24 protein-coding genes are annotated in these 26,613 nt (G+C 67.9%); 10 read left to right on the plus strand and 14 right to left on the minus strand.

Annotated features, from left to right (window positions below):
* Positions 1 to 42: 42 nt before the first annotated feature.
* Both petA and Q9235_RS02000 read right to left on the minus strand, forming a co-directional pair.
* Positions 43 to 540 (minus strand): ubiquinol-cytochrome c reductase iron-sulfur subunit, encoded by a 498-nt coding sequence (petA, locus tag Q9235_RS01995; protein ID WP_422678339.1) that lies wholly within the window; start codon positions 538 to 540, stop codon positions 43 to 45.
* Positions 541 to 782: 242 nt separating this feature from the next.
* Complete coding sequence (locus Q9235_RS02000) at positions 783 to 2,648, minus strand: ABC transporter ATP-binding protein (RefSeq protein WP_306225130.1); 1,866 nt, start codon at positions 2,646 to 2,648, stop codon at positions 783 to 785.
* Positions 2,649 to 3,015: 367 nt separating this feature from the next.
* On the opposite strand from Q9235_RS02000, the gene Q9235_RS02005 reads away from it, so the two are divergent.
* The 3 genes from Q9235_RS02005 to hemF all read left to right on the plus strand — a co-directional run bounded on the left by Q9235_RS02005 (position 3,016) and on the right by hemF (position 5,407).
* Entirely contained in the window at positions 3,016 to 3,843 is an 828-nt protein-coding gene (locus Q9235_RS02005) for a hypothetical protein (protein WP_306225131.1), read from the plus strand.
* A gap of 156 nt (positions 3,844 to 3,999) precedes the next feature.
* Positions 4,000 to 4,503, plus strand: a complete 504-nt coding sequence (locus Q9235_RS02010; protein WP_306225132.1) for a tRNA (cytidine(34)-2'-O)-methyltransferase — start codon at positions 4,000 to 4,002, stop codon at positions 4,501 to 4,503.
* Positions 4,481 to 5,407, plus strand: a complete 927-nt coding sequence (gene hemF / locus Q9235_RS02015; RefSeq protein ID WP_306225133.1) for an oxygen-dependent coproporphyrinogen oxidase — start codon at positions 4,481 to 4,483, stop codon at positions 5,405 to 5,407. The genes Q9235_RS02010 and hemF overlap by 23 nt, the downstream gene beginning before the upstream one ends.
* Before the next feature lie 26 nt (positions 5,408 to 5,433).
* On the opposite strand, the gene Q9235_RS02020 is transcribed toward hemF, so the two are convergent.
* From Q9235_RS02020 to Q9235_RS02035, 4 genes are read right to left on the minus strand one after another with little or no spacing between them, the layout of a single operon-like run.
* Positions 5,434 to 6,669 carry a CCA tRNA nucleotidyltransferase gene (locus Q9235_RS02020; RefSeq protein WP_306225134.1) on the minus strand — a complete coding sequence of 412 codons (1,236 nt, stop codon included), beginning with the start codon at positions 6,667 to 6,669 and terminating at the stop codon, positions 5,434 to 5,436.
* A complete protein-coding gene (locus Q9235_RS02025; protein WP_306225135.1) occupies positions 6,666 to 6,923 on the minus strand; it encodes a DUF6111 family protein in 258 nt (85 codons plus the stop codon). The genes Q9235_RS02020 and Q9235_RS02025 overlap by 4 nt, the downstream gene beginning before the upstream one ends.
* Before the next feature lie 43 nt (positions 6,924 to 6,966).
* A complete protein-coding gene (locus Q9235_RS02030; protein ID WP_306225136.1) occupies positions 6,967 to 7,626 on the minus strand; it encodes a CoA pyrophosphatase in 660 nt (219 codons plus the stop codon).
* Complete coding sequence (locus Q9235_RS02035) at positions 7,626 to 8,207, minus strand: DUF1285 domain-containing protein (RefSeq protein WP_306225137.1); 582 nt, start codon at positions 8,205 to 8,207, stop codon at positions 7,626 to 7,628. The genes Q9235_RS02030 and Q9235_RS02035 overlap by 1 nt, the downstream gene beginning before the upstream one ends.
* A 202-nt stretch (positions 8,208 to 8,409) precedes the next feature.
* Between Q9235_RS02035 and Q9235_RS02040 the strand changes: the two genes are divergently transcribed.
* Genes Q9235_RS02040 through Q9235_RS02055 form a run of 4 tightly spaced genes read left to right on the plus strand, consistent with a single transcriptional unit; the run spans position 8,410 to position 15,288 of the window.
* Entirely contained in the window at positions 8,410 to 9,432 is a 1,023-nt protein-coding gene (locus tag Q9235_RS02040) for an AAA family ATPase (protein ID WP_306225138.1), read from the plus strand.
* A gap of 4 nt (positions 9,433 to 9,436) precedes the next feature.
* Positions 9,437 to 10,354: a DUF58 domain-containing protein gene (locus Q9235_RS02045; RefSeq protein WP_306225139.1), complete on the plus strand. Its 918-nt coding sequence runs from the start codon at positions 9,437 to 9,439 to the stop codon at positions 10,352 to 10,354.
* Positions 10,355 to 10,366: 12 nt separating this feature from the next.
* Entirely contained in the window at positions 10,367 to 13,195 is a 2,829-nt protein-coding gene (locus Q9235_RS02050) for a DUF4159 domain-containing protein (RefSeq protein ID WP_306225140.1), read from the plus strand.
* Positions 13,196 to 13,197: 2 nt separating this feature from the next.
* Positions 13,198 to 15,288 (plus strand): hypothetical protein, encoded by a 2,091-nt coding sequence (locus Q9235_RS02055; protein WP_306225141.1) that lies wholly within the window; start codon positions 13,198 to 13,200, stop codon positions 15,286 to 15,288.
* On the opposite strand, the gene Q9235_RS02060 is transcribed toward Q9235_RS02055, so the two are convergent.
* Complete coding sequence (locus tag Q9235_RS02060; RefSeq protein ID WP_306225142.1) at positions 15,272 to 15,787, minus strand: GNAT family N-acetyltransferase; 516 nt, start codon at positions 15,785 to 15,787, stop codon at positions 15,272 to 15,274. The two genes, Q9235_RS02055 and Q9235_RS02060, sit on opposite strands and share 17 nt — an antisense overlap.
* Before the next feature lie 344 nt (positions 15,788 to 16,131).
* Between Q9235_RS02060 and Q9235_RS02065 the strand changes: the two genes are divergently transcribed.
* The gene (locus Q9235_RS02065) at positions 16,132 to 17,655 is read left to right on the plus strand and encodes an argininosuccinate lyase (protein ID WP_306225143.1); all 1,524 of its coding nucleotides are present in this window, start codon (positions 16,132 to 16,134) and stop codon (positions 17,653 to 17,655) included.
* 18 nt (positions 17,656 to 17,673) lie between these two features.
* Here the strand turns inward: Q9235_RS02065 and Q9235_RS02070 are convergent, their stop codons facing one another.
* Positions 17,674 to 18,183 carry an NUDIX domain-containing protein gene (locus Q9235_RS02070; protein WP_306225144.1) on the minus strand — a complete coding sequence of 170 codons (510 nt, stop codon included), beginning with the start codon at positions 18,181 to 18,183 and terminating at the stop codon, positions 17,674 to 17,676.
* Between the two features lie 332 nt (positions 18,184 to 18,515).
* Between Q9235_RS02070 and Q9235_RS02075 the strand changes: the two genes are divergently transcribed.
* Positions 18,516 to 19,406, plus strand: a complete 891-nt coding sequence (locus tag Q9235_RS02075; RefSeq protein WP_306225145.1) for a metallophosphoesterase family protein — start codon at positions 18,516 to 18,518, stop codon at positions 19,404 to 19,406.
* Between the two features lie 81 nt (positions 19,407 to 19,487).
* Here Q9235_RS02075 and Q9235_RS02080 read toward each other — a convergent pair whose 3' ends face one another.
* Both Q9235_RS02080 and Q9235_RS02085 read right to left on the minus strand, forming a co-directional pair.
* Positions 19,488 to 20,234: a glucose 1-dehydrogenase gene (locus Q9235_RS02080; RefSeq protein WP_133562802.1), complete on the minus strand. Its 747-nt coding sequence runs from the start codon at positions 20,232 to 20,234 to the stop codon at positions 19,488 to 19,490.
* Between the two features lie 102 nt (positions 20,235 to 20,336).
* Positions 20,337 to 22,145, minus strand: a complete 1,809-nt coding sequence (locus tag Q9235_RS02085; RefSeq protein WP_306228083.1) for an ATP-binding cassette domain-containing protein — start codon at positions 22,143 to 22,145, stop codon at positions 20,337 to 20,339.
* Positions 22,146 to 22,278: 133 nt separating this feature from the next.
* Between Q9235_RS02085 and Q9235_RS02090 the strand changes: the two genes are divergently transcribed.
* Positions 22,279 to 22,617: a hypothetical protein gene (locus tag Q9235_RS02090; protein WP_306225146.1), complete on the plus strand. Its 339-nt coding sequence runs from the start codon at positions 22,279 to 22,281 to the stop codon at positions 22,615 to 22,617.
* A 3-nt stretch (positions 22,618 to 22,620) separates the two neighbouring features.
* Here the strand turns inward: Q9235_RS02090 and Q9235_RS02095 are convergent, their stop codons facing one another.
* From Q9235_RS02095 to Q9235_RS02110, 4 genes are all read right to left on the minus strand, one after another.
* Complete coding sequence (locus Q9235_RS02095; RefSeq protein ID WP_306225147.1) at positions 22,621 to 23,667, minus strand: acyltransferase family protein; 1,047 nt, start codon at positions 23,665 to 23,667, stop codon at positions 22,621 to 22,623.
* A 34-nt stretch (positions 23,668 to 23,701) separates the two neighbouring features.
* The gene (locus Q9235_RS02100; protein WP_306225148.1) at positions 23,702 to 24,706 is read right to left on the minus strand and encodes a glucokinase; all 1,005 of its coding nucleotides are present in this window, start codon (positions 24,704 to 24,706) and stop codon (positions 23,702 to 23,704) included.
* Positions 24,706 to 25,485, minus strand: a complete 780-nt coding sequence (gene otnI / locus Q9235_RS02105) for a 2-oxo-tetronate isomerase (protein ID WP_306225149.1) — start codon at positions 25,483 to 25,485, stop codon at positions 24,706 to 24,708. The genes Q9235_RS02100 and otnI overlap by 1 nt, the downstream gene beginning before the upstream one ends.
* Positions 25,486 to 25,599: 114 nt before the next feature.
* Positions 25,600 to 26,577: a hypothetical protein gene (locus Q9235_RS02110; protein ID WP_306225150.1), complete on the minus strand. Its 978-nt coding sequence runs from the start codon at positions 26,575 to 26,577 to the stop codon at positions 25,600 to 25,602.
* Positions 26,578 to 26,613 lie beyond the last annotated feature (36 nt).

Genomic DNA, 26,613 nt, shown 5'->3' on the forward strand with positions numbered 1-26,613 from the left:
TCAAGGCTGTCTCATCTTGGCGGGAAAGCGTCGAGCGCATGCTCAGCCGATCTTGATCTTGGTGTCGCCGTTGAAGGCGTAGGGCGGCACCGGCAGGTTGAGCGGCGCCGGGCCCTTGCGGATGCGGCCGGAGGAATCGTAGTGCGAGCCGTGGCAGGGGCAGAACCAGCCGTCGAAATCGCCCTTCGATTCGCCCGGCGAGGTGCCCAGCGGAATGCAGCCGAGATGGGTGCAGTTGCCGAAGACGACGAGGATCTGCTCGTGCCCGGCCTTGGTGCGCTGGGCGTCGGTCTGCGGATCGCGGAGCGTCGCGACATCGACCGCCTTGGCCTCGTCGATCTCCTTCTTGGTGCGATGACGCACGAAAACCGGCTTGCCGCGCCAGAACAGCTTGATCGCCTGCCCCTCCGCGATGGGCGCGAGGTCGACATCGACCGGAGCGCCGGCCGCGACCGTCTGCGCGTCGGGCGCGAGCTGGCTGACCAGGGGGATGACGACGGCGCCGAGACCGACGGCGCCAAATGCGCCGGTCGCAAGCATCAGGAAATCGCGGCGGGTAGTTTCGGTCGATGTATCGGTCGCGTGCGCCACGATCCAATCCTCTTACACGTCTTGCGAGCTGGAACAGCTCGAAATTATCGCCTCTCGCCCTCATAGGGGCGCGCCGCTGCCGCCGCAATGCGGCGGTGCGTCACCTTGGGCTCTTTGACATGCAGATTGGACGAAGTCTACTGTCTGGAACGCCCCGGCCATGCATGGCACACAGTCCGTCGACGTAGACGTCAGACCGCGAGCTTTTCCGGATCGGCAGCCGCCAGGAATCCGCCCGACTGTCGGGCCCAGAGCCTGGCATAGAGTCCGCCCCGCGCGATCAGCTCGTCATGGCTGCCCGTATCGGCGATGCGTCCCTGGTCGAGCACGATCAATCGGTCGAGCGCCGCGATGGTCGAAAGCCGATGCGCGATCGCGATCACCGTCTTGCCCTGCATCAGCGCGGCGAGCTGCTGCTGGATCGCCGCCTCGACCTCCGAATCGAGCGCCGAGGTCGCCTCGTCCAGGATCAGGATCGGCGCATCCTTGAGCAGCACGCGGGCGATCGCGATGCGCTGGCGCTGGCCGCCCGAGAGCTTCACGCCGCGCTCGCCGACGCGCGAATCGAAGCCCTGGCGCCCGTCCTGGTCGCCGAGCCCGAGAATGAAGCCATGCGCCTCGGCCTGCTCGGCCGCCCGCGCGATCTCGGCCTCGCTCGCGCCGATCCGGCCATAGGCGATATTGTCGCCGATCGAACGGTGCAGAAGCGAATTATCCTGCGTCACCATGCCGATCTGGGCGCGGAGGCTGTCCTGCGTGACATGGGCGATGTCCTGCCCGTCGATCAGGATGCGCCCGCTTTCGAGCGGATAGAGCCGCAGAAGCAGGTTCACCAGGGTCGATTTGCCGGCGCCCGACGGGCCGACCAGACCCACTCGCTCGCCCGGCTTGATCTGGAGATCGAGCCCCTCGAACAGCCCTTGGCTCCGGCCGTAATTGAAGCGGATCGTCTCGAAGCTGATCGCGCCCTTGTCGACGACCAGCGGCGCCGCATGGGGCGCATCCGGCAGGTCGTGCGGCTTGGCGATCGTCTCCATGCTCTCCTGCACCGAGCCGATATTCTCGAAGATGCCGCGCACGAGATGGATCAGCCAGCCCGACATCTGCACCAGCCTGAGCACAAGGCCGATGGCGGCGGCGACCGCGCCCGGCGTCATCTCGCCCTGGCTCCACAGCAGCAGCGCAAGCCAGGCGGTGGCCACCACGAGCAGGCTGTTCATCGTCTGCAGGATGACGCTGACGCCGGTGATCAGGCGCGACAGATTGAGGAAGGAAGCGTTCCAGCGCGACAACGAGTCGCGCACCGCCGAGCGCTCGGCATCGGCCCGCGCGAACAGCTTCACCGTCAGGATGTTCGTGTAGGAATCGACGATGCGCCCCGTCGTCGTCGAACGCCCCAGCGAATTCGCCTCCGAGCGCTGCTTCGCCCGCGGCACGAAATAGATCAGCAGCGTGACGTAAGCCCCGAGCCACAGGATCACCGGCAGCGCCAGCCACAGGCTGGTCTTGCCGAAGAAGCCGATCGCGACCGTTGCGAAGACCAGCGCGTACCAGAGATCGTCGATGACCTCGATCGTCGCGCCGCGAATCGACTGCCCGGCCTGGATCACGCGGGCGGAGAGGCGCCCTGCGAAATCGTTCTGGAAATAGCCCAGCGCATGGCCGAGCGTGTAGACATGGTTGCGCCAGCGGATCTGATTGGTGATCTGCGGCACCACGACCTGGTCGACGATCGCGTGATTGGCGAAATAGATCAGCGGCCTGACCACCACGAGCAGGAAGGCCGCACCCGCCAGGAGCCAGCCCTGGTCGCGGAAAATCGTCTCCGGCGACTGTGTCGAGAGCAGGTCCACGAACCAGCCGACCATCAGGTACATCGCCGCCTCGATGCCGCTGAAGCCGAGCCCCGTCAGCATGATCAGGGCCATCCAGCCCTTCACGCCCTTGATGTGGTGCCACATGAACGGCCAGACGCCGCGCGGCGGCGTCTCCTGCTCGTCGAAGGGAGCGAAGACGTCGATTCGGCTTTCGAGCCAACGGAAGAGCGGAGCGAACATGCCTGCTTCGCTAGCGGGAATGAGGGGACGGAACAAACGACAATTCGGGATACCGGCTTCCCCCATGCCGCCCCTTGTCAGGAGCCGGCCGGGCAAGCGTCGCCACAGATGCAGCTAGAGGCTGTTATGAACCATGGGAGAGGATTTGATGAGGTCAAACAGCCTCTAGGCGCCTCCGGTGGCGGCATTAGGGCAAAGGCCAAGTGTCTGCCCGCTTGAGCGCGGCAGCGAAGGGCAAAGATAGAACAATCATAAAATCATCACATCTGTGTATAGCACCTGATATCCTTCACAGTCGTTCCCGAGGAACCCGCAAGCAACAGACTCTGTTTTTGGCAGCATAGACTAACCCGCCAAGGAGAGAGCCATGCGGCTGCAAATACTCGGCGCGTTGAGCGCCTGCACACTTCTCGCTGCTTGCAACAGTGCTGCCGAATATACCGCCTTCGATGGCTGCGACGGCCTGCGTGGCGGCGCCAAGAGCAAATGCCTGAGGCTCGCTGCGACCTATAGCCCGACAGTGAACAACCGCGGCGCGAACGGATCGCGCGATGTCGCGAGCAACAATCCCGTGAATCCGGGAAATCCCGGAAACCCGGGCAATCCGGGGAACCCAGGCAATCCGAATAATCCCGGCAATCCTGGAGATCCCGGCGGCAACAACCCGGGCGGCCTGCTGGGCCTCGCCCTCGGGCTCGGCGCCAATGCTGGCGGCATCGGGGCCAATGCCGGCGCACGGGCTGGGGTCGGCAATGGTGGGCTCGCGGCGGGAGCCGGGGCAAATGTCGGAGCTGGAAATGGCGGACTTGGCGCTGGGGCCGGGGTCGGCGCCGGAGGCGGCGGTATCGGTGCAGGCTTGGGGGCCGGTGCCGGCAACGCCAATGGCGGCCTCGGTGCCGCGGCAGGAGCGAATGTCGGCAACGGCGGCATAGGCGCCGGCGTCGGCGCCGGTCTCGGCAATTCCTCGGGCGGCCTGGGCGCAGCAGCCGGAGTCGGTGCCGGCAATGGCGGCCTCGGAGCCGGTCTGGGCGCCGGTCTCGGAAATGCTACCGGCGGGCTCGGCGCCGTCGCCGGCGCTGGCCTCAACGGTGACGGCCTCGGCGTCGGCGCAGGCGTCGGCAACGGCTCGGGCGGCCTTGGAGCCGGCGTCGGCGTCGGCAATGGCGGCCTCGGCGTCGGCGTCGGCATCAACTGAACCCGCAAACCTGCGGATAACCGAACCGGGAGAGTGCTGCGGCTATCGGCCGAAAGCCTCTCCCGGTTCAGCACGACCGGATTTCGCAGGATCGGGCGATGCTGCGTTCCCCGCCCGGGCTTGACGCATCCCGACACGACCCGGCATCACCGGCTCATGCTTCGCCTCGCCCTCTTCCAGCCGGATATCCCGCAGAACGCGGGCACGATGATCCGCATGGCCGCTTGCCTCGGTATCGCCGTCGACCTCGTCGAGCCTGCCGCCTTCGACGTCTCCGACCGGCATTTCCGGCGCTCGGGCATGGATTATCTCGAACGGGCCGCCGTCCGGCGTCATGATTCTTTCGCGGCTTTCGACAGTTGGCGCCGGGCGGAAGGCCACCGCCTCGTCCTGGCGGAGACCGACGGCGCGACGCCCCTGCCCGATTTCACCTTCCGCCCCGGCGACATCATCCTCGTCGGCCGTGAGTCGGCCGGCGTGACGGCCGAGGTCCAGGCCGCGGCGGAGGTCAGCCTGCACATTCCCATGCAGGCGGGATTGCGTTCGATCAATGTCGCGCTGGCGGCAGCGATGGTAATGGGCGAGGCCTTGCGACAGACTGGCGGCTATCCGGGCCGCGATGGAACAGAAGCAGACGATGGTCACCCCGAAGCCCGTTGAATCCCCTTCCGCCGACCCCGCCGTCGTGGCGGCGCTGAAGCCCCGCGCCGCCGCCTGGTTCGAGACCCTGCGCGATCGCATCTGCGCCGCCTTCGAAGCGGTCGAGGACGAGGCCGCTGGTCCCTTCCCGCCCGAGGCTGACACGGCCGGGCGCTTCGTCCGCACACCCTGGCAACGCACCAACCACGATGGCGCGCCCGGCGGCGGCGGCGTCATGTCGATCATGAAGGGCCGCGTGTTCGAGAAGGTCGGTGTTCACGTCTCGACCGTGCATGGCACCTTCCACCCGGATTTCGCCGGGCAGATTCCCGGCGCGGCGCAGGATCCGCGCTTCCACGCGACCGGCATCTCACTGATCGCCCATCCCTGGAATCCGCACGCCCCGACCGTTCACATGAACACGCGGCTTGTCGTCACCACGAAGCCCTGGTTCGGCGGTGGCGCCGACCTGACGCCGGTCCTGGACACCCGCCGCAACCAGGACGATCCGGACGCGCATGACTTCCATGCCGCGATGCGCACGCCCTGCGAGCGCTTTCCCGCCGTCGCCGACTATCCACGCTTCAAGGCCTGGTGCGACGAGTATTTCTTCCTGAAGCACCGCAACGAGCCCCGCGGCATCGGCGGCATCTTCTACGACTATGTCTGGACCGGCGATGTCGAAGCCGATTTCGCCTTCACCCAGGCGGTCGGCGAAGCCTTCCTCGGCAGCTATCCCGAGATCCTGCGCCGCAACCTCGGCCAGCCCTGGAGCGAGGCCGAGCGCCATGAGCAGCAGGTCCGGCGCGGCCGCTATGTCGAGTTCAACCTGCTTTACGATCGCGGCACGATCTTCGGGCTGAAGACCGGCGGCAATGTCGATTCCATCCTGTCCTCGATGCCGCCGACAGTGCGCTGGCCCTGAGCCAAGGCTTCCTTGCGCAATCCGCGCTAATGGGTGGCTGTCAGAGCCGACCTGACGAATTCGATCTGCTCGTCCACCCCGGCCGGGCAGCCGGCCTCGATCCAGCCCTGCCGGGCTGTCGCGAGCGCCTGTCCGATGCGTGGTCCGGGCGCGGCCCCGAGGCTGATGACGTCCCTGCCCGTGGGCAGGAACGGGGGCGTCCGGCCAAGTTCACCGATGAGGCGCTGCACGTCGCTCCCGCCTTTGCTTCCCGCCGAAGCGTTGAGCAGGACGAGGGCCGCAGCCGCAGCATCGTCTCCGGCGCCATGGGCGACATGGCGCAGCGCCGCGATGCCGGGCAAACCGGCCTGACCGCCAAGGCCTTCCAGCGCCCGCGCGATCCGTTCGATCCGGTCGAATTCCTCGTTCGAGAGTCGCAACCGCTCGCGCAGCCGCAGCGCGTCCTCGCTGGCGGCAACCGCCAGCGCCGCCAGCCGAAACGCCGGCTGGACGCTCTCGCCATCATATCGGGCGATCGCGGCAAAGCGCGAGAGATGCGGCACCCCGCCGATCACGGGCATAACGAGCCCGGCACCAGCCATCGCGCCGAGGGTCGCGACGACGCCGGGAGCGACGAGTAGCTTCAGCAGTTCCGCCCGCACACGCTCGCGCGACAGTCCGGCGAGCCCCTCGCGGCCAGCGATGCAGGCGCGCAAGCCCTCGGCATCGGGCTCGCCCTCGCCATAGCGGGCATGGAAGCGGAAGAAGCGCAGAATGCGCAGGTAATCCTCGCGGATGCGTGTCGCGGCATCGCCGATGAAGCGAACGCGCCGCCTGGCGAGATCGTCGAGCCCGCCGCAATAATCATGCACCGTGCCGCCCCGGCCGAGCCCGAGCGCATTGATGGTGAAGTCGCGGCGCAAGGCATCCGCCGCGAAATCGCGGCCGAACACCACCTTGGCCCGCCGCCCGTCCGTCTCGACATCGCGCCGCAGCGTCGTCACCTCGAAACTCGCGCCGTCAGTGACGAGCGTGACCGTGCCGTGCTCGATGCCCGTCGGCACTGCCTTGAACCCGGCCGCCATGCCCCGCCGGATCATCTCCTGCGGCAAGGCCGTCGTGGCGAGATCGATATCGCTCGCCGGCTCGCCGATCAGCAGGTTGCGGACCGCGCCGCCGACGACGCGGGTTTCCTCGCCGTGGCCGTCGAGCGCCGACAACAGCCGCGCAAGCGCCGGCTGGGCCAGGAAGCGCGCGATCTCGCCGGCTCGGCCGCCGCTCATTTGAAGCGGCCGGGCACCAGCACCCCGTTCTCCATATGCGGTGGCTCGTAGACGCCCTTGCTGCGCGGCGCGATGAAACCGCCATAGATCAGCACGGCGATCGCCAGCAGGAAGCCGACCACCGCCAGGGCGAAGACATGGCGGCTCCAGTGCTCGACATCGAAGGGATTGCGCCGCTTGATGACGAGATAGCCTGCGAAGATACAGAAAGGCAGGACGAAGAGCAGAACCTCTTCGATGATCGCGCGCAGCATCGGCTTCGTCGTTCCCAGGCGCGGTGTCCGCGCAATAGCAGTTCTACCCGGCCAGCCGCTCGTAGAGATTGCGGATCATGCCGGCGGTCGCCCCCCAGATATAGCGACCCTCGAACGGCATCGCATAGTAGGTGCGGAAATGCCCTTTCCACTCGATGCCCTCGCGCTTGTGATTCGCGGGGTCGAGCAGGAAGGAGAGCGGCGTCTCGAAGGCCTCGTCGACCTCGTTGTGATTGATCGTCAGCGAGAAGGGCGGCTCGACCAGCGCCACCACCGGCACGATCCGGTAGCCGGTGCCGGTCAGATAGGCATCGAGGAAGCCGAGCGTGCGGATATGCGAGCGCGACAGGCCGATCTCCTCCTCGGTTTCGCGCAGCGCCGTGACGACCGGCGAGCCATCGACGGCATCGACCCGTCCTCCCGGAAAGGCGACCTGCGCCGAGTGATTGCGCAGAGCTGCCGCGCGCTGGGTCAGCAGCACGGTCGGTCCCGTTGGGCGCGGCACGATGCCGATCAGCACGGCGGCCGGCACGGCGCGCTTCTCGTCGGGGATCGGCACGGGTGCCGCCTGATTCTCATGATCGCCGCGCGGCCGGCTGATCACATCCCCCAGCATGGGCGGCTCGGCTCGCAATCGCTCGCGCGCCAGCGCCGCGAAGCCCTCGCTGCTCAGGTTGAGGGCGGCCTCGGTTGTCTTCAGCACTAGATGCCCTCGATCTCGCTCGCCGGCACTGCCGGGTAAAACTGCGTCGCGGCGGCGATCCCGAACATTGCCTGCCCTTCGACGTCCCTGATCTCCCCAAGCGCGAGCAGGTCATAGGTCAACGCCCGCGTCAGCCGGGCCGAGAGGCCACGCCGGACATGGACATAAGGCGTCAATCCGTCCTGCGCAGCCCGCGCGAAACGCAGGGCGTGGTCCGGCCCGACGCAGACGAGATCGTCGACCTGTGTCCGGAACGCGAGCGTCCGGTTGTCGCCTCCGCCGTCGACCTGCATCTCGACGGCCTGGAACGGCGCGTCCTCGACGCTGATCCCGACCTTCTCGACCGGGGTCACGAGAAAGTAATCGTCGCCCTCGCGCTTCAGCACCGAGGAGAACAGCTTCACCAGCGCCGGCCGCCCGATCGGCGTACCCATGTAGAACCAGGTACCGTCGGCAGCGATGCGCATGTCGAGATCGCCGCAGAAAGGCGGGTTCCAGCGCTCGACCGGCGGCAGGCCGCGCGTCTTGCCGCCGCCGAGCGAGGCCATCAGGCGCTCCATCGCATTGCCCGGTCCGGTCATCGAAAGGCCAATCTCCACCTGTTGCGGCATCGTGCCTGCATCGTGTTTCCGCCTTGAACTCCACATAATCGTGAAGCCGAGTTGATGTGTACCGTTCCATTCGGCGCTTGAGCCGCCGTGATGGCCCGTCCACACTGAACGGCCGAACGCATCGACGGTTCGCAGGACGGTGCAGCGGCCCGCGACAGTGAAGGAGACCGACATGGCGGCGCAAGCCCGGGCAAACGAGAGCACTTCGCCGATCGACCTCGACACAGGCATCGTCGAGGCGGCCGAAGCCGCGCTCGGCGCCATCGGCGCGGCGCGCAAGGAAATCGGCCAGGTCATCTTCGGCCAGCAGAAGGTCGTCGACCTCTCGCTGGTGACGCTGCTTTCGGGCGGCCATGGCCTGCTGGTCGGCGTTCCCGGCCTCGCCAAGACCAAGCTCGTCGAGGCGATGGGCACCGTGCTCGGCCTCGCAGCGCGGCGCGTCCAGTTCACGCCGGACCTGATGCCATCGGACATCCTCGGCTCCGAGGTTCTCGACGAATCGAGTGACGGCAAGCGCCATTTCCGCTTCATCAAGGGTCCGGTCTTCGCCCAGTTGCTGATGGCGGACGAGATCAACCGCGCCTCGCCACGCACCCAGTCGGCCCTGCTCCAGGCCATGCAGGAGCACCACGTCACCGTCGCCGGCGAGCGCTACGATCTGCCGGCGCCTTTCCATGTGCTGGCGACGCAAAACCCGATCGAGCAGGAGGGCACCTATCCCCTGCCCGAGGCCCAGCTCGACCGTTTCCTTCTGGAGATCGATGTCGGTTATCCCGACCGCGAGGCCGAGCGCCGCATCCTGCTGGAGACGACCGGCGCCGCCGAATACAAGCCCTCGCCGGCGATGACCGCGGAGACGCTGATGTCGATCCAGCGCCTCGTCCGTCGCCTGCCGGTTGGCGACGCCGTGGTCGAGGCGATTCTCGATCTCGTCCGCTCCGCCCGCCCCGGCGAGGGCGAGGCCTCGGTCACCGACAAGCTCTCCTGGGGTCCTGGTCCGCGCGCCAGCCAGTCGCTGACACTGGCCGTGCGTGCCCGTGCCCTCGTCGAAGGCCGACTCGCCCCATCCGTCGACGATGTCGCGGCACTCGCCATCCCCGTCCTGAAGCACCGCGTCGCGCTCACCTTCGCCGCCCGTGCCGATGGCGAGACGGTCGAGGGCCTGATCGGCAAGCTCGTGGAACGGCTGGGATAGGCCGATGCTGCGCACGCGTGTCCTGGCTCCGAGCGAAAGGCAGCCCTCGCGGCCGGTCCTGACGGAATCGCTCGACCTTGCCGCGCGCCTCCCGCGCCTGATCCTGGAATCGCGCCGCGTCTCCGCCAGCATCCATGGCATCCACGGCCGCCGCCGCTCCGGCCCGGGTGAGACCTTCTGGCAGTACCGCCCGCTGGTCGCCGGCGAAGCGGCCTCGCGCATCGACTGGCGCCGCTCCGCCCGCGACGGCCATCTCTTCGTCCGCGAGCGCGAATGGGAAGCCTCGCATTCGATCTGGCTCTGGATCGACCGATCGCCCTCGATGGGCTTCGCCTCCTCGCTGGCCATGACCTCGAAGCTCGACCGCGCGCTGGTCGCCGGTTTCGCGCTGGCCGAGACGATGGTCGAGGGCGGCGAGCGCGTCGGCCATCTCGGGCTGACACGGGCGCTCGCCTCGCGCCGCATCGTCGAGATGCTGGCGCAGGCGATCGTCGCGGACGAACGCAACGCCTCCTCCGACCTGCCGCCGGAGGCGCCGCTGCCCCGACTGGCCGACGCGATCGTCATCACCGACGGGCTGTCGCCCGCCTCCGCTCTCGCCCAGCGGATCGCGACGCTCGCCTCATCGGGCGCGCGTGGCCATGTCCTGCTGATCGCCGATCCGATCGAGGAGACCTTCCCCTTCAGCGGCCAGGCCGAGCTCTTCGACCTTGAGGACGGGCTGACCCTGCGCGTCGGCGATGCCGGTGCCTGGGGCGATGAGTACCGTCAGCGCCTCGCCACCCATCGCGAGGCCATCGCCGAAGCCTGCCGCAAGGCGGGCTGGACGCTGACGCTGCATCGCACCGACCGCCCCGCCAGCGAAGCGGTGCTGCGCATCGCAAGCCTTGTCGCTGCGTCGCGCAGCGCCTCGGGCTTCTGAGGGGAAACACCGATGCTCAGCGCCCTGCCCTTCAGCTTCTCCGCCCCGCTCGCTCTCGCCGCGCTCGCATTGCTGCCGGCGCTCTGGCTGATCCTGCGGGTGACGCCGCCGCGTCCGCGCCGCATCGACTTCCCGCCGCTGAAGATCATGGCGGACCTGATCGCCAAGCGCGAGACGCCGGCCCATACGCCCTGGTGGCTGCTCGCCCTGCGCATGGCGGTGGCCGCGCTCGCGATCCTCGCCGTCGCCGGCCCGGTCTGGAATCCTGTGCGCGATGCCGCACCCTCGCGCGGTCCCGTTCTGCTGCTGATCGATAACGGCTTCGGCGCCGCGATCGACTGGTCCGAGCGTGTCGCGGTCGCGGAATCGCGCATCGCCGCCGCCACACGCGAAGGCCGCCCCGTCGCCGTGGTCGGCCTCGCCGAAGCGCCGGCCGCCATAGCGTTGGCCGAGCCCCGCATCGCGCTTGACCGTCTGCGCGCGCTCCCGCTCCAGCCGCACGCGCCCGACCGCGCCGCCCACCTCCAGCGCATCGAAGCCTTCCTGCAGGGCTCCCCCGGCGCCGAGATTGTCTGGGTCGCCGATAGCCTCGCCGTCTCCGACGATGGCAGTTTCCTCGCCCGCCTGAAGCAGGACGCCGAAGCCCGCCGCCTCGCTGTTCATGCCGCCCCGGCCGCGCAGCTTGCTCTCTCCGCGCCGGAGAACCTCGCGGGCGCCCTGACCGTCAAGGTGCTGCGCCCGACCACGAACGCCGCCGCGACGGGACAGGTCCGCGCGCTCGATCTCAAGGGCCTGCCGCTCGGCAACGCCCCCTTCATCTTCGAGGGCAGCAATCTGGAGACGACAGCCCGCCTGACCTTGCCGATCGAGGTCCGCAACGCCGTCTCGCGGCTGGAGATCGTCGGCGAGCGCAGTGCCGGCGCCGTGGCGCTGCTCGACGACCGGGCCAAGCGTCGCCGCATCGGCCTCGTCTCCGGCGCGACCGCCGACACCGCGCAGCCCTTGCTGTCGCCGACCTATTACCTCTCCCGCGCACTCCAGCCCTTCGCCGAGATTCGCGAGCCGCGGCAGGGCTCGACCGACCCGATCGGCGAATTGCTGGCTCAGAATCTCTCGGTGCTGGTCCTCGCCGATATCGGCGCGCTCGACCGTGAGACGGCCGAGAAGGTCACCAGCTTCGTCGAGCGCGGCGGCGTGCTGCTGCGCTTCGCCGGCGCCCGCCTCGCAGCCGCTTCCGACGACCTGACGCCCGTGCGCCTGCGTCGCGGCGGCCGTACGCTAGGCGGTGGCCTCTCCTGGGAAACGCCGCGCAAGCTCGCGCCCTTCACCCGCGAGAGCCCCTTCTTCGGCCTGAATATCAGCGACGACATCCGCGTCAGCCGCCAGATCCTGGCCGAGCCGGAGCCCAATCTCTCCCGCAAGACCTGGGCGGCCTTGGAGGACGGCACGCCCGTCGTCACCGCCGAGCGACGCGGCGACGGTCTGATCGCCATGGTCCATGTCACCGCCGACACCACCTGGTCGAACCTTCCGCTCTCGGGCCTCTTCGTCGACATGCTCCGCAAGATCGTCAATCTCGCCGGCAACGGCCCCGCCGCAGTCGAAACCCAGAGCGACGACAAGCGCGTCGAGACCTTGTCGCCGGCCCGCGTGCTCGACGGCATCGGCCAGTTCCGCACGGCGCCTGCAACGGCCCAGCCGGTGGCGCGCAACTATGCCGGCCGCGCGACGCTCGCCCACCCGCCCGGCCTCTACGGCCCGACAGACGGCTCGCTCGCCGTCAACGCGTTGACGCCGACCGACACGCTCACGGCGCTCGACCTCGCGAGCCTCGGCGTCACCGTGCTGCCGATCGACGAGCCGGTGGCGCGCGACATCCGTCCGCCGCTGCTGGTTCTCGCCCTGCTGCTGCTCGTTATCGACACGCTGGCGACACTCTGGCTCGGTGGCCGTCTCAGCCTCGGCCGCCTGCGCAAGGCGGCCGTGCCGGCTGCGATCCTGCTCACGTTCGCGGCCTCCTTCGCGCTGACGCCCGATACCGCCCGCGCCCAGCAGCCCGCGCCGAACGCGCAGGCCGATACCCGCCCACCAATTCCCCGTGCCCTGCTCGCCAATGGCGCGATGACCCGGCTGGCCTATGTCGTCACCGGCGACAAGCCCGTCGACGACATGTCCAAGGCGGGCCTCACCGGCCTCAACACCGTGCTCGGCGCCCGCACGGCACTGGAGCCGGGCGAGCCGGTCGGCGTCAGCGTCGAGCGCGACGAACTCGCGTTCTTCCCCGTGCTCTACTGGCCGATCGTCGCCGGCCGGCCGCTGCCTTCGGCCGAGACGTTGCGCAAGCTCGAAGCCTATATGAAGGGCGGCGGCCTCGTGATCTTCGACACACGCGATGCGATGAGTGCGCGCCCCGGCGGCGGCACCACGCCCGAGGGCGACCAGCTCAAGCGCATGCTGCAGACGCTCGACATTCCCGAGCTGGAGCCGTTGCCACGCGACCACGTCCTGACCAAGACCTTCTACATCCTCGATGAGCTCGTCGGCCGCTACGATACCGGCACGACCTGGGTCGAGACCCTGCCGCCCGCCGATAGCGACGGCCGCCGCCCTGCCCGTGCCGGTGACAACGTCTCGCCCATCGTCATCACCGCCAACGATCTCGCCGCCGCCTGGGCGATCGATCGGCGCGGCGAAGGGCTGGTGCCGCTATCCGGCGGCGATCCGCGCCAGCGCGAGATGGCGCTCCGCGGCGGCGTCAACCTTGTGATGTACGCGCTCACCGGCAACTACAAGGCCGATCAGGTCCATGTCCCGGCCCTGCTCGAGCGCCTGGGACAATAGCCATGTGGAGCGTCTCCCTCGCCCCGATGGTGCCTCTGCCGCTGCTGATCGGGCTTGCCGTGCTCGCGGCTCTGGCTGCGGGCGCCGCCATCGTTCTCGCCGGCCGCAGCGCCATCCTGCGTGCGCTCGCCCTCGTCGTGCTGACCACGGCACTCGCCGATCCCTCGCTCGTCTTCGAGGATCGCGAGCCGGTCAAGGACGTCGTCTCCGTCGTGGTCGACCGCTCGGCCTCGAACCGTCTCGCCGACCGCGTGGCCCAGACAGATGCGGCCGTCGCCGAGATCGAGCGGCAATTGCGCGGCATTCCCAATGTCGAACCGCGGATCGTCGAGCTGCGTGATGCGCAAGGGTCCAATGACGGCACCCGCCTGTTCGAGGCGTTATCATCAAGCCTCGCCGACGTGCCCTCCGAGCGTGTCGCCGGCGCCATCGCGATCACAGACGGTCTCGCCCATGACGCCCCACCCAATGCCGAAGCGCTCGGCCTGCGCGCGCCGCTGCATGTCCTGACCACCGGCCGCAATGCCGAGATCGACCGCCGCATCGTACTGGTCGATTCGCCCCGTTTCGGCATCGTCGGCAAGGACCAGATCATCCGCCTGCGCGTCGCCGACAAGGGGGGCCCCGGCCGTGCCGGCCTCACCATCCGCCGCGATGGCGAAATCGTCGCCCGCCGCGAGGTCACGACCGGCCAGACGGTGCAGGTCCCCGTCCGCATCGACCGGGGCGGGCCGAACGTCGTCGAGATCGAGGCGCAGGCCATCGACAACGAATTGACGCTGGCGAATAACCGCGCCGTCATCACCATCGAGGGCGTGCGCGACAAGCTCCGCGTTTTGCTGGTCTCGGGCGAGCCGCATCCGGGCGAGCGCACCTGGCGCAATCTCCTCAAGGCCGACGCCAATGTCGATCTCGTGCATTTCACCATCCTGCGGCCGCCGGAGAAGCAGGACGGTACGCCGATCAACGAGCTTTCGCTGATCGCTTTCCCGACGCGCGAGCTGTTCCAGGTCAAGATCAAGGAATTCGACCTGATCATCTTCGACCGCTACGCCAACCAGTCGATCCTGCCGCTGCTCTATTTCGAGAACATCGTCCGCTATGTCCGCGATGGCGGTGCATTGCTCGTCGCGGCAGGGCCGGAATATGCGGGCTCGCAGACCTTGGCCCGCACCCCGCTCGGCCAGATCCTGCCCGCCCTGCCCGATGGCAGCGTCATCGACGAGGCCTATCGCGCTGAGGTCAGCGAGCCCGGCAAGCGCCACCCCGTCACCCGCGACCTGCCGGGCTCGGAGGTCTCGCCGCCGCGCTGGGGCGAATGGCTGCGCATGGTCGGCGCCCAGGCGCGAGCCGGCGGCGCGCCGGTGATGACCGGCCCGGGCGATCGGCCGCTCCTGATGCTGGCGCGCGAGCAGAAGGGCCGCGTCGCGCTTTTCCTCTCCGATCATGCCTGGCTCTGGGCCCGCGGCTTCCGCGATGGCGGCCCCTATCTCGACCTGCTGCGCCGCCTCAGCCACTGGCTGATGAAGGAGCCGGAGCTGGAGGAAGAGGCGCTGCGCGCCACGGTGCGCGGCGCAACCGTCGAGGTCGAGCGCCAGACGCTGCGCGACAATCCCGGCCCCATCACCATCACCGGCCCGGACGGCCAGTCACGCACGGTGACGCTCGAGCCCGGCCGCCCCGGCCTGTTCACCGCTCGCATCCCGACCAGCGATCTCGGCCTCTACCGGCTGACCGCCGACAATCTCACCGCCTTCGCCAGCGTCGGCCCCGAGAACCCGCGCGAACTGATGGAAGTGGTCAGCGATCCCGGCGCGCTCCAGCAACTGGCGCAGGCGACCGGCGGCTCCTCGCGGCGGATCGGCCGCGAGAGCGGCTCGGCCGTCAGCGTGCCGCGCATCGTGCCGATGCGCTCCGGCAGCCAGTTCGCCGGCAACGACTGGATCGGGCTGAGGATCAGCGATTCCGGGATCGTGCGCGGCGTGCGCATCTCGCCGCTCTTCATCGGATTGCTCGGCCTGGCCGTACTGTTCGGCGCGCTCGTCGCCGGCTGGCTCGGTGAGAGCGGCAGGCGCCTCAAGCGTCAGAGCTGAAGCGCATCGAGGTCACCGCCCCGCTGCGCTGCTTCAGCACGCCCTCGACCAGCTCGAGCGCGAGGAAACGCGCCGGATCAGCCGGCCCCGGCAGCACGAGCTGGCCGGGCGGCAGCACCTTGAAGCCGAAGCGGGCGTAATAGGGCGCGTCCCCGATCAGCATGATCAGGTCGTGTCCGGCCTCGCGCGCTGACTCGATCGAACGGTTCATCAGCGCCGCCCCGATGCCCCTTCCCTCGAAGGCGGGATCGACGGTCAGCGGTCCGAGCATCAGCGCCTTGTGGCCGCCGGCGAGAACCGCCGTCACCTTCACCGAGCCGACGAGGAAGGTGCCGACATGGGCGGCGAAGGACAGGGCGTGGTCGGGCGGGACGCCCTCGCGCAGGCGGAAGGCGGTGCGCGCGAAGCGGCCGGGGCCGAAAGCGCGCTCATGCAGTCGCTCGATCGCGGCGGCGTCCACGGGGAGTTCGTGGCGGATGGTCAGAGGCAGGGATGTCATGATGATCGACGTGTAGCGCGGGGAGCAGATCGGCAGAGCGAGGGCAGGCGCGTGCGGGCGCGTTGCCGGAAGGGCGCATTCAGCGCGCCGGTCGTCGCAGGTCTCGCAGGCTCAGGCGGATCATCATGAAAGCGCCTCTACAGCATCGGATCGGAAAGGGAAATCCGCCTTTCGGAAAAATCTGATGTGGCGCGATAGAGCACCCGAGCGATGTCCATCCTCTTGCGCCGATCTGCTGCGGAGACTTGTCGGCTCCGTCGCTTTGGTCTCAACTCCGGTTTCCAGGCGGGGGAACAACCCACGGAAGCCGCAGGCGATCTCGCCTGTCGGAACGGAGACGACCGATGTCCGGATATAAGCCGCTCGCCGCCGCCCTGCTTCTGGCGGCGACTGCCCTGCCTGCTCATGCCCAGCAACCGGCGCCGCCGAAGGAGCCCGTCCGCGACGAGTTCTTCTGGCTCGGCGAGATCAACAAGGCGAGCACGGTCATCAATGCCGAGCAGGGCCTGCTCGACCGGGCGCTGGCGCCGAAGCTCGCACAGGGCATCGCCAAGGTCCTCGAGGCCGGCAACCAGCCCGGCGCAAGGCGGCCTTCCACCGTCATCACCTTCGAGCCCCTGATGATCAAGGAAGCCGGGGTCGAGGTCACGCTGATCCATGCCGGCCGCTCCAGCCAGGACATGCATGCGACCTATCGCGCCGCGATCATGCGAGACCGGCTCCTGACCTTGGCAGAGCGCCTCAACCAGGCGACGCGGACGATGGTCGAGCTCGCCGCGACACATCGCGACACGGTCGTGCCCAACTACACCAACGGCGTCGCCGCGCAGCCCAACAGCTACGGTCATTACCTGCTCGGCCTCGCCGCCGGGCTCGATCGCGACGCGCAGCGCATTCGCGAGACCTATGCCCGCGTCGATCGCTCGCCGATGGGCACGACGGTGCTGAACGGCACGAGCTGGCCGCTCGATCGCCAGCGCATGGCGGATTATCTCGGCTTCGCCGGCCTCGTCGAGAACGCCTATGACGCCTCGCAGATCGCCGCGGCCGACCTGCCCGTGGAGGTCGGCGGCATCGTCACCGGCATCGCGCTGCATGTCGGCGGCTTCATCGAGGACGTGATGACGCAATATGCGCAGTCGCGCCCCTGGATCATCCTGCGCGAAGGCGGCGGCAATACCTATGTCTCCAGCGCCATGCCGCAGAAGCGCAATCCGGGCCTGTTGAACGGCACGCGTGAGGATGCCTCTACCGCGCTCTCGCTGGCGATGGGACCGGTCTTCAGGGCGCATAATATCCCGCCCGGCATGCCCGACGCGAAGGACGCCAAAACCAACAGCGCCATGACCGACAGCGCGACCAAGGCCCTGCAGGGGCTCGACCGCATCCTGAAGGCGCTCGCCATCGACCCCGAACGCGCGCTCGAAGAACTCAACAGCGACTGGACGGCCTCGCAGGAGCTCGCCGACGTGCTGATGCGGAAATACAAACTGCCCTTCCGCGCCGGCCACCATTTCGCGTCGGAGGTCGTCGACTACGCCAAGCTCAACAACATCAAGCCGACCGAGTTTCCCTATGCGCAGGCACAGGCGATCTACCGCAAGGCCGCACCGGAAATGGGGCTCGCCGCTGCCGATCTGCCGATGAGCGAAGCCGAGTTCCGCGCGACGCTCGACCCCGTCGCGATTATCAGGAATCGCGCCACCTCTGGCGGTCCGCAGCCGGCCGAGATGGACCGGATGCTGGCCGAGGCGAAGCAGCGGCTCGACCGGCAGGATACCTGGATCAAGGACAGGCGCGCGAAGATCACGGCAGGTCTGGCCAAGCTCGACGCCGATTTCGGCGCGCTGGCGAAGAGCGCGAACTGATCGACAGCGCGGTCGCGCTCACCACTCCGTTGAAGGCGGTTGCCCGGACGTGATCTCCGCCAGCCGCCGCCGCGTCGCCGGCGTCGTGCCGTCCGGCAGATTATCGAGCGGGAAGAAGCCGGCCTCCGCGATCTCGCGATCCGGCTGCTTGATGGATTCGACCCGGAACTGGCGCAGGATATAGACGGCGACATGATCGCGGCGCGAGATCCTCCGGTTGAAGAACAGCCCATGCAGGACAGGTCGTTCGGTCGGAGCGATGCACGCCTCCTCCGACAATTCGCGCTCCAGCGACAATTCCGCCGTCTCTCCGACCTCGACCCCTCCACCCGGAAAATGCCAGCCGGGCACATAGGTGTGGCGGATCAGGAAGACCTCGCCGCGCTCGTTCAGCACGACGGCGCGCACGCCGAGGGTCATGCCCCGCGCGAAGCGGAAATAAAGATGCAGCAGCCACGTCAGCAGGCGCTGCGCAGGCGTGCGCGGCTTCTCCGGATCGGCGGCTGGCGGCGGCGGCGCTGATTGCATCCGATCGATTCTCAAGGGCGGGTTAATTGTCTATGCAAAAAACGCATGACGGACCGTCAAGCGCTTCAGTTGCTCTGCCACAAACGCGCCCCAAATGAGGCAGATATCGCACTGCAACATCAGGACACCGAAACCATGCTTCTCTCTTTCATCATCGCTCGCTTCAAGGCCAAGCCGGCCTATGTCTGGAAGCCCGCCGTCACGCTGACCGATTCGCGCATCGTGTCGGAACTGACCGGCGCCGCCAACTGAGGTCTTTCGACCTTTCCGCGGTCCAGGCGCGCCATCGGCGCGCTTGACTGACGGCCTCCTGCGGGGGCAAGCGCTAGAGCGTGTTCAAGCTCGCGCATCTGTCCGACCCGCATCTCGGCCCGCTCGCCGGGTTTTCGCTGCATCAGCTCTTCGGCAAGCGCGCGACGGGTTACGTCAACTGGCGCCGCAAGCGCCGGCACGCCCATGACATGGATATCCTGGCGCGCATCGTCGCCGATATCCACGCTCAGGCGCCCAACCATGTCGCCTGCACCGGCGACGTCGCCCATATCGGCCTGCCCGACGAATTCAAGACCGCCATCGCCTTTCTCGACGAGCTCGGCCCGCGCGAGACCGTGAGCTTCGTGCCGGGCAATCACGATGCCTATGCCCGCTCCTCGCTGAAGCCGCTGGCCGGCCTGCTCGCGCCCTGGATCGCCGATGACGAGGGCAAGGCCGGCTACCCCTGGTATCGCCGCCGCGACCAGGTCGCGCTGATTGGCGTCAATAGCGGAGTGCCGACCCTCCCCCTGATGGCGACCGGCCGCGTCGGCAGCGAGCAGATCGCCCGCACCGAGGCGCTGCTGGACCGCGCCCGCGACGAAGGGCTGATCCGCGTCGTGCTGATCCATCACCCGCCCTATGTCGGCGGCGCCAAGCGCGGCCGCGAACTGGTCGATGCCGCCGCCTTCGAGGCGATGCTGAAGCGCAAGGGAGCAGACCTCGTCCTGCACGGCCATAATCACAGCTTCTCGCTGGCCTGGCGGCCCGGCCTGCGCCGCGACGTGCCGATCATCGGCGTGCCCTCGGCCTCTATCGGCCCGCGCGGCCATGGCGAGCTCGGCACCTGGCATCTCTTCCGCATCGACGGCGACGCAAAAGAACCGGCGATCACGCTGGAGCAGCGCGGCTTCGAGCCGGACGGCACGGTGATTCTTCGCCAGGAGATCACTCTGACGAAAGCCACCTGAAGGGTGTTATCCCGTGTCTGCGCAGCGGCGCTGCGCACCGCAGCGCGCACGGGAAGACATCACCTCCGAAAATACCGACTGTCAGACGCAGCGGCCACCGTCGACCGCCAGCACCGAGCCGGTCACCATGTCGGCCTCGTCCGAGCACAGGAACAGCGCCGCATTGGCGATGTCCTGCGGCGTCGAGAAACGGCCCCACGGGATCGAAGCGGTGAACTGCGCACGACGTTCCGGCGTATCCTCGCCCATGAAGGTGGCAAGCAATGGCGTCTCGCCGGCGACAGGCGCGATGGCATTGACGCGGATCTTGTCCGGCGCCAGCTCCACCGCCATCGACTGCGAGATCAGGTTCGCGGCGCCCTTCGAGCCGTTGTACCAGGTCAGGCCCGGGCGCGGGCGCACACCGGCCGTCGAGCCGATATTCAGGATCACGCCGCCGCCATGCTGCCGGAAATGCGGCACGGTCGCGCGCGCCATCAGATAGATCGACTTCACGTTCACCGCGAAGATCCGGTCGAACTCCTCCTCGGTCACCTCGGTCATCGGCTTGTTGCGATGGGTGGTGCCGGCATTGTTCACGACGATGTCGAGCCGCCCGACCTTGGCGAGGATCTTCTCGACCGCCTTGTCGACGCTCTTGGCCTTGCCGACATCGCAGGTCACGGCGAAGGCCTTTCGGCCGATCGCCTTGGCGGCTTCCTTGGCCTTGTCGCCGTTGATGTCGAGCACCGCGACGCGCGCGCCTTCACGCACGAAGGTCTCTGCGATGCCGAAGCCGAACCCCTGCGCAGCGCCGGTCACCAGCGCCGTCTTGCCCTTCAGTCTCATGGTCGTCCCTCGCGGTCTCGTTGCCACGATGTTTGAAACGATTGAGCGTGGCGGTAAATGCGCTTTTTGCGCGCGGGCGGATGCGGAAATGGGATAGCGGCCTTAAGCCCCGATCTCCTCGCGCAGCATCTCCAGCTCCAGCCAGCGCTCCTCGGCTTCGCCGATCTCGCGTGCGACCTCTTCGAGCCTTGCCGTCGCCTTGGCGAAGAGCTTCGGATCGCGCGTGTAGAGATCACCGGCGACCGCCGTGTTGAGCTTGGCTGCCTCGGCCTGTAGCGTCTCGATCTTCTTCGGCAGCGTCTCCAGCGCGTGCTTCTCGTTGAAGGAGAGCTTGCGCTTGGAGGCGGACGCGGCTGGCGCCGTAGAAGCCTTGGGAGCCGCGGGCGCCGCCTTCTCGACCGGCCGCACCTTGGCCCCGACGCCGCGGCCTCGCTGCGCCAGCATGTCGGAATACCCCCCGGCGAATTCGGTCCAGACGCCGTCGCCATCCGAGATCAGCACGGAGGAGACGACCCGGTCGATGAAGTCGCGGTCGTGGCTGACCAGCAGCACCGTGCCCTGGTAGTCGGCCAGCAGTTCCTGCAGCAGGTCGAGCGTCTCGAGGTCGAGATCGTTGGTCGGCTCGTCCAGCACCAGCAGGTTCGAGGGCTTGGCCAGCGCACGCGCCAGCATCAAACGCCCGCGCTCGCCGCCCGAGAGCGCGCCGACCGGCGTGCCGCGCTGGATCGGCTGGAACAGGAAGTCCTTCATATAGGAGATCACATGGCGCGGCTGCCCGCCGACCATGACCTGGTCCGAACCGCCGCCGGTCAGGACATCGCCGAGCGGCGTTTCCGGGTTGAGGCTCTCGCGGCGCTGGTCGAGCGTCACCATCTCCAGCGCCGTGCCGAGCTTGACCTTGCCGGAATCGGGCGCGAGCGCGCCGGTCAGCAGGTTGATCAGCGTGGTCTTGCCGGCGCCGTTCGGTCCGACGATGCCGATCCGGTCGCCGCGCGCCACCCTGAGCGACAGGTTCTTGACGATGGTGTTGTCGCCATAGGCCTTGGCGACATCGATCGCCTCGATGACGAGCTTGCCGGAGCTCTGCGCCTCGCTCGCCTCCAGCCGGACATTGCCCTGCGCGGCCCGCGCCGTGCGGCGCTGGTCGCGCAGCGCATGCAGCTCGCCGAGACGGCGCTGGTTGCGCGTGCGCCGGGCGCTGACGCCGTAGCGCAGCCAGTCCTCCTCGCGCGCGATCTTGCGGTCGAGCTTGTGGCGGTCGAGCTCCTCCTGCGCCAGCACCTCGTCGCGCCACGCCTCGAACTCGCCGAAGCCTCTCTCTGCTCGCTTGGTCACGCCGCGATCGAGCCAGATCGTCGCGCGCGAGAGCGAGGTCAGGAAGCGCCGGTCGTGGCTGATCAGCACCATGGCCGAGCGCAGCGATTTCAGCTCCTGCTCCAGCCATTCGATGACGGGCAGATCGAGATGGTTGGTCGGCTCGTCCAGCAGCAGGATATCCGGCTCCGGCGCCAGCACCCGTGCCAGCGCCGCGCGGCGGCCCTCGCCGCCCGACATCGAGGCCGGGCTCTCCTGCCCGGTCAGGCCGAGTTCGGTCAGCAGGTATTGCGCGCGATAGGTATCGTCGCCCGGCCCGAGCCCCGCCTCGACATAGGCGAGTGCCGTGTCGAACCCGGTGAAATCCGGCTCCTGCGGCAGGTAGCGGATGGTCGCGCCCGGCTGAACGAAGATCTCGGCATGATCCGGTTCGACGATCCCCGCCGCGATCTTGAGCAGCGTCGACTTGCCCGAGCCGTTGCGGCCGACGAGGCAGACGCGCACGCCGGCCGAGACCGCGATCTCGGCGGCTTCGAGCAACGGCTGTCCGCCAAAGGTGAGCGCGACGTCGCGCAGATGCAGCAAGGGGGCCATGATCCGTCCTGTGTTCGGCCTGCGGGATAGACCGCCACTGCTCCGCTGTCACGCCCGCAAGCCATGGCACGGCCCTTGCCAGTCGCCTCAAGCCCCTTATCGTGATCCGGATTGTGGCCTGATGAGTCCAAGAGCGATGCCCAGCGAACGCCCCATCGGGATCGGCCATAATGGCGGCCCGCCACTGAAGGAGCGCAAACGCCGCTCCGCTACGGGTTCGGGCGGCATCGGCCGCTATTTCGACTGGCGCTTCGCCCATCGCAAGGCCTGGAAGAAGCCGCGCGAGGTCGCGCTCAGGCGCGAGGAGAACGCCTCGGCGCTTGGCCTCACCTACGAGGAATATTCGCTGGAGATCATGGAGCGCGGCTATTTCCCGCAGCCCGAACATGTCGCGACGATCAAGTCGAAGCGGGCCCAGCGCCGCAAGGATGGCGGCGTGGTCGGCCGGTCCCTAAAGGGCATGAAGCTGAGCTGAGGTTCAGCCGCCAAACCAGCGCCGGGCCAGTCGCGTCGCCGGCTTCTCGAAGAAGCGATAGACCAGAAGCGCCGCGACCACGGAGCCGGCGAGCGCCAGCGCGATGTAGAGCGCGGGCGAATGCAGACCGAGCCGCAGCACGACCTCGCGCATCCCACGGATCACGAAGGGGTGGACGAGATAGAGCGCATAGGAGGCGTCCCCCACCGCAGCCAGCGCCTTCACAGGCGGGAAAGGCACGATGCCCTCGCGGCCGCAGCCCGCGGCGAGCATCAGCAGCACGGCGGCCCCGCCGCGCCACAATACGCTGCTCCACGGCCCATCCGTGCCCGGAAAATGGGCAGCCATGACCAGCAAGGCGGCACCGGCCATTGCAACGGCGATCCGCACCGCCCCGTGCAGGCGCAAGCCCTTCTGCCTGAGGACGGCGATCCCCATCCCCGCTGCGAATTCGAGTACGATCGGTTGGCCCCAGAAACCGAAGGGCAGTGACAACGGCCCCTTCAGGCTCTCGCTGCCAACAAGCAGAGCCAGCACAAGCGTGATCGCGGGCAAGGTCCAGGCTCGCGGCAGCATCAAGCCAGCCGCGAACAGGACGTAGAACAGCATCTCGTAGTTCAGCGTCCAGCCCAGCGAATAGACCGGCTGAACCAGCCCTTGGGTCGAGACCACAGGCCAGAACAGGTAGGAACCGAGGATCTGCTGGAGGTTCGGCACGCCGGAATTGAGCACGGCTGGGACAGCGAGCCCGACCAGCAGGAACAGCGTCGTCATCGCCCAATAGAGCGGCACGATGCGCGCGAGCCGCCGCTTCAGGAAGAGGCGCGAGGCACCATCGCGCCCGAACAGGTCCTGCGAGGCATGGACCATGATGAAGCCGGATACGACGAAGAAGATGTCGACGCCGGCCATCCAGGGCAGGACATCGCTGCGCGTGAAGCTCAGGCCCGCGCGCGCCGCCACTACGGCCGCATCCGGCTGGACATGGTGGATCGCCACCATGAAGGCCGCGAGCGCGCGCAGAACCTGGATCGAATGGATGGGCTGCACGCGAACCTGAGGAAGTGCTGAACAGAAAGACCGCTCAGCCAAACCACAGCCGCTTGGGATCGTCGAGCCCGAAGCGATGGAGATTGGCGGCGATCGCCGCCAGACCCTGCTCGGCCGCATCCGTTGCGGTGATGACATGCAGGGCGAAACGCCCGGCCAGATCCTCCATCGGCGGCTTGCCGGCGAAGGCCGCGCGAATCGCCGCCTTGTCGGCCAGCGGCAAGAGGTGCGGCGCGATGCCGCCCGCGATATAGACGCCGTCCGTCGCCTTGAAGATCAGCGCGAGGTCGCCCGCGACCCGCGCCAGCAGGCGCCAGAAGCAGACCACCGCCATCAGCGCCGCCGGATCGCCGTCATGGGCTAGGCGGGAAACGTCGGCCGCGCTGACCTCGGCCTCCAGCATGCCGGAGGTCCGCGCCACCGCCTTGTGCAGGCGCACCAGCCCGTCACCACTCAGCAGATGCTCTACGGTGAGGCGCGGAATGCCCTCGCTGAGCGCCGGCCAGATCCGCTGCTCGGTCTGGTCCTCCGGGCCGACGCCGATATGGCCGGATTCGGTCGGGATCAGCACGCCGCGCTCGCCACGCATCAGGAGAGCCGCGGCGCCGAAGCCGGTTCCCGGCCCCAGCACCAGCTTCACGCCTTCAGGCTCCGGATCGCCTTCGACCAATGTGGTGAGATCGCCCGGCCTCAACACCGCGAGCGAAGCGGAGAGGGCCTCGAAATCATTGACCATCAAGCCTTGGCTCAGTCCAAGAGCTCCCGCGATCCGCGGCCCGTCGAGATGCCAGACCGCATTGGTCAACTGCGCCTGCCGGCCGTCGAGCGGACCGGCAACCGCTATCACGGCCGAATGAGGCTTGTCCGGCACTTCCGCGAGCACGGCAGCAAAGGCTGCTTCGGCGGTCGGATAGCTGCCCGTGCCGATCCGCGCCAATGGCCGATGCGCACACTCGGCATCGCTCACCAGAGACAGGCGGCAATTCGTGCCGCCGATATCGGCGACCAGCACCGGATAGGAGATCGAGGGGGGGCGCATCAGAGCGGCTTTCGCCAGGGCGCGAACCAGCCCAGCCCTTCGAGCGTGCCGGCCTCGGGCCGATACTCGCAGCCGACGAAGCCGTCATAGCCGAGGCCGTCGAGCTCGTCGAACAGCACCGGATAGTCCGGCCCGGAGGCGTCGGGCTCATGCCGGCCGTTGGCGCGGGCGATCTGGACATGGCCGACGAGCGGGTAGAGCGCCTTCAACTTCGCCGAGACGCCGCCATGGATCAGCTCGCAGTGATACATGTCGAATTGCAGCCGCACATTCGGCCGGCCGGATTCGCGGACATAAGCCGCCGCCTGGTCGAAATCATTGAGGAAATAGCCGGGCATGTCCTTGCCGTTGATCGGCTCCAGCAGGAGGTCGATCCCCTGTTCGCCGAGCTTGTCGGCGGCATAGGCGAGCGAGGCCCGATAGGTCTTCTGCGCGACGGGGTCGTTGGGGTCGGCCAGCCCCGCCATCATGTGCAGCCGCTTGACCCCGGTCTCATGAACATAGGACAGCGCGGTATCGACCGAAGCCCTGAACTCGTCCTCGCGGCCCGCCAACGAGGCGATGCCGCGCTCGCCCCTCGCGAAATCGCCGGGCGGCAGGTTGTAGAGCGCCTGTGTGAGGTTGCCGCCCGCCAGTCCGAGCCCGATCTGCTCGGGCGTCTGCTCATAGGGGAACAGGAACTCGACCGCCTCGAACCCCGCTTCGGCGGCCGCCTTGAAGCGATCGAGGAACTCCCATTCGGTGAACATCATCGACAGGTTGGCGGCGAAACGCGGCATGTGTCTCTCTGCAGGCTGGGCGGTATCGGTGGCCGCAGGCTAAACCGATGCGCCCGCCGCGTCATTGCCAAACGCGGCAGGGAGGCAATGCGTTCCGCTACGGCCGTCCGGCCGTCACTTCTTCTCCGGCTTCGGCGGCGGGTTCGGATCGGTCGAGAAGCGCCGGAACACCATGTCGGGCGAGGAGGTGTTGTGGCGCGAATGCGTCGTGCGCCCCATCCAGATATCGGTGGCCTTGCCGCCGGGATAGGACATCAGCGCCTCCTCCCGCCAGCCCTTGGCACCGGGCTCGCGCAGGGCGATGCGGGCGACATCGTTGTTGAACTCTGTGACATACATCGAGCGCAGCGCCAGAAAGCCTTTGCCTCCCGTCACCGGTTTGTCGAGCACGGCGTCGAGCACCATCCGATTCTCGTCGACGCTGTCGAGCTTGAGGCTCCCGGACGAGCCGTCCTTGAAGCTCAGCTTGAAAGTCAGCGTCTTCGGGTCGAATTCGATCTCCTTGATGTTCACGACAGGACGCCTCTCCTGCTCGATCGGCCCGAACAGGAAAGAGGAACCGTAGGAGGAAAAGCCGAGATGCTCCGGCGGCAGCGGCCTGGCGCGCCAATTGCCGTCCTGCGGATAGACGACCAGCACCTCATGAGACTTGTCCTTGCCGAGCTTCCAGAGCTGGACGAGGTGCAGGTTCTTCTCGACGCGATCACCGACGCGGAAGGTCGCCTCAGCCGGGCGCCAGAAGCTCGGAAAGGTATAGCCGACCAGCCAGTAATCGATCGATTCATAGAAGGTGACGCGGCGCGGCGGCGTCGGCGGCGTGAAGGACGGGTCGCCCTTCATGTCGCAATTGGTCCAGTCGGCATCCCAGTTGTCGCGCACGAGCCCCGCGACATAGGCCGGATGCGCCGCCTCGATCTGGAAGCGCCGGACTTCGGGAGAGACCACCTTGATCGTGACATTGTCCTTTTCGGCGCAGAGCACCGGCTCGGATTCGTTCTTCACCTCGACCGCGACATCGCCCGCTGCCCGCGCGACCGTCAGCGAGGCGAGAAGAGCGAGTGAAACCGCGAGCGGGCGAAGAAGGCTGGTCATGGCGATCCCTGATGATGAGGTTCGGACAGCCTGATC

Origin of the sequence: Bosea beijingensis (assembly GCF_030758975.1) — a bacterium.
Classification (GTDB): domain Bacteria; phylum Pseudomonadota; class Alphaproteobacteria; order Rhizobiales; family Beijerinckiaceae; genus Allobosea; species Allobosea beijingensis.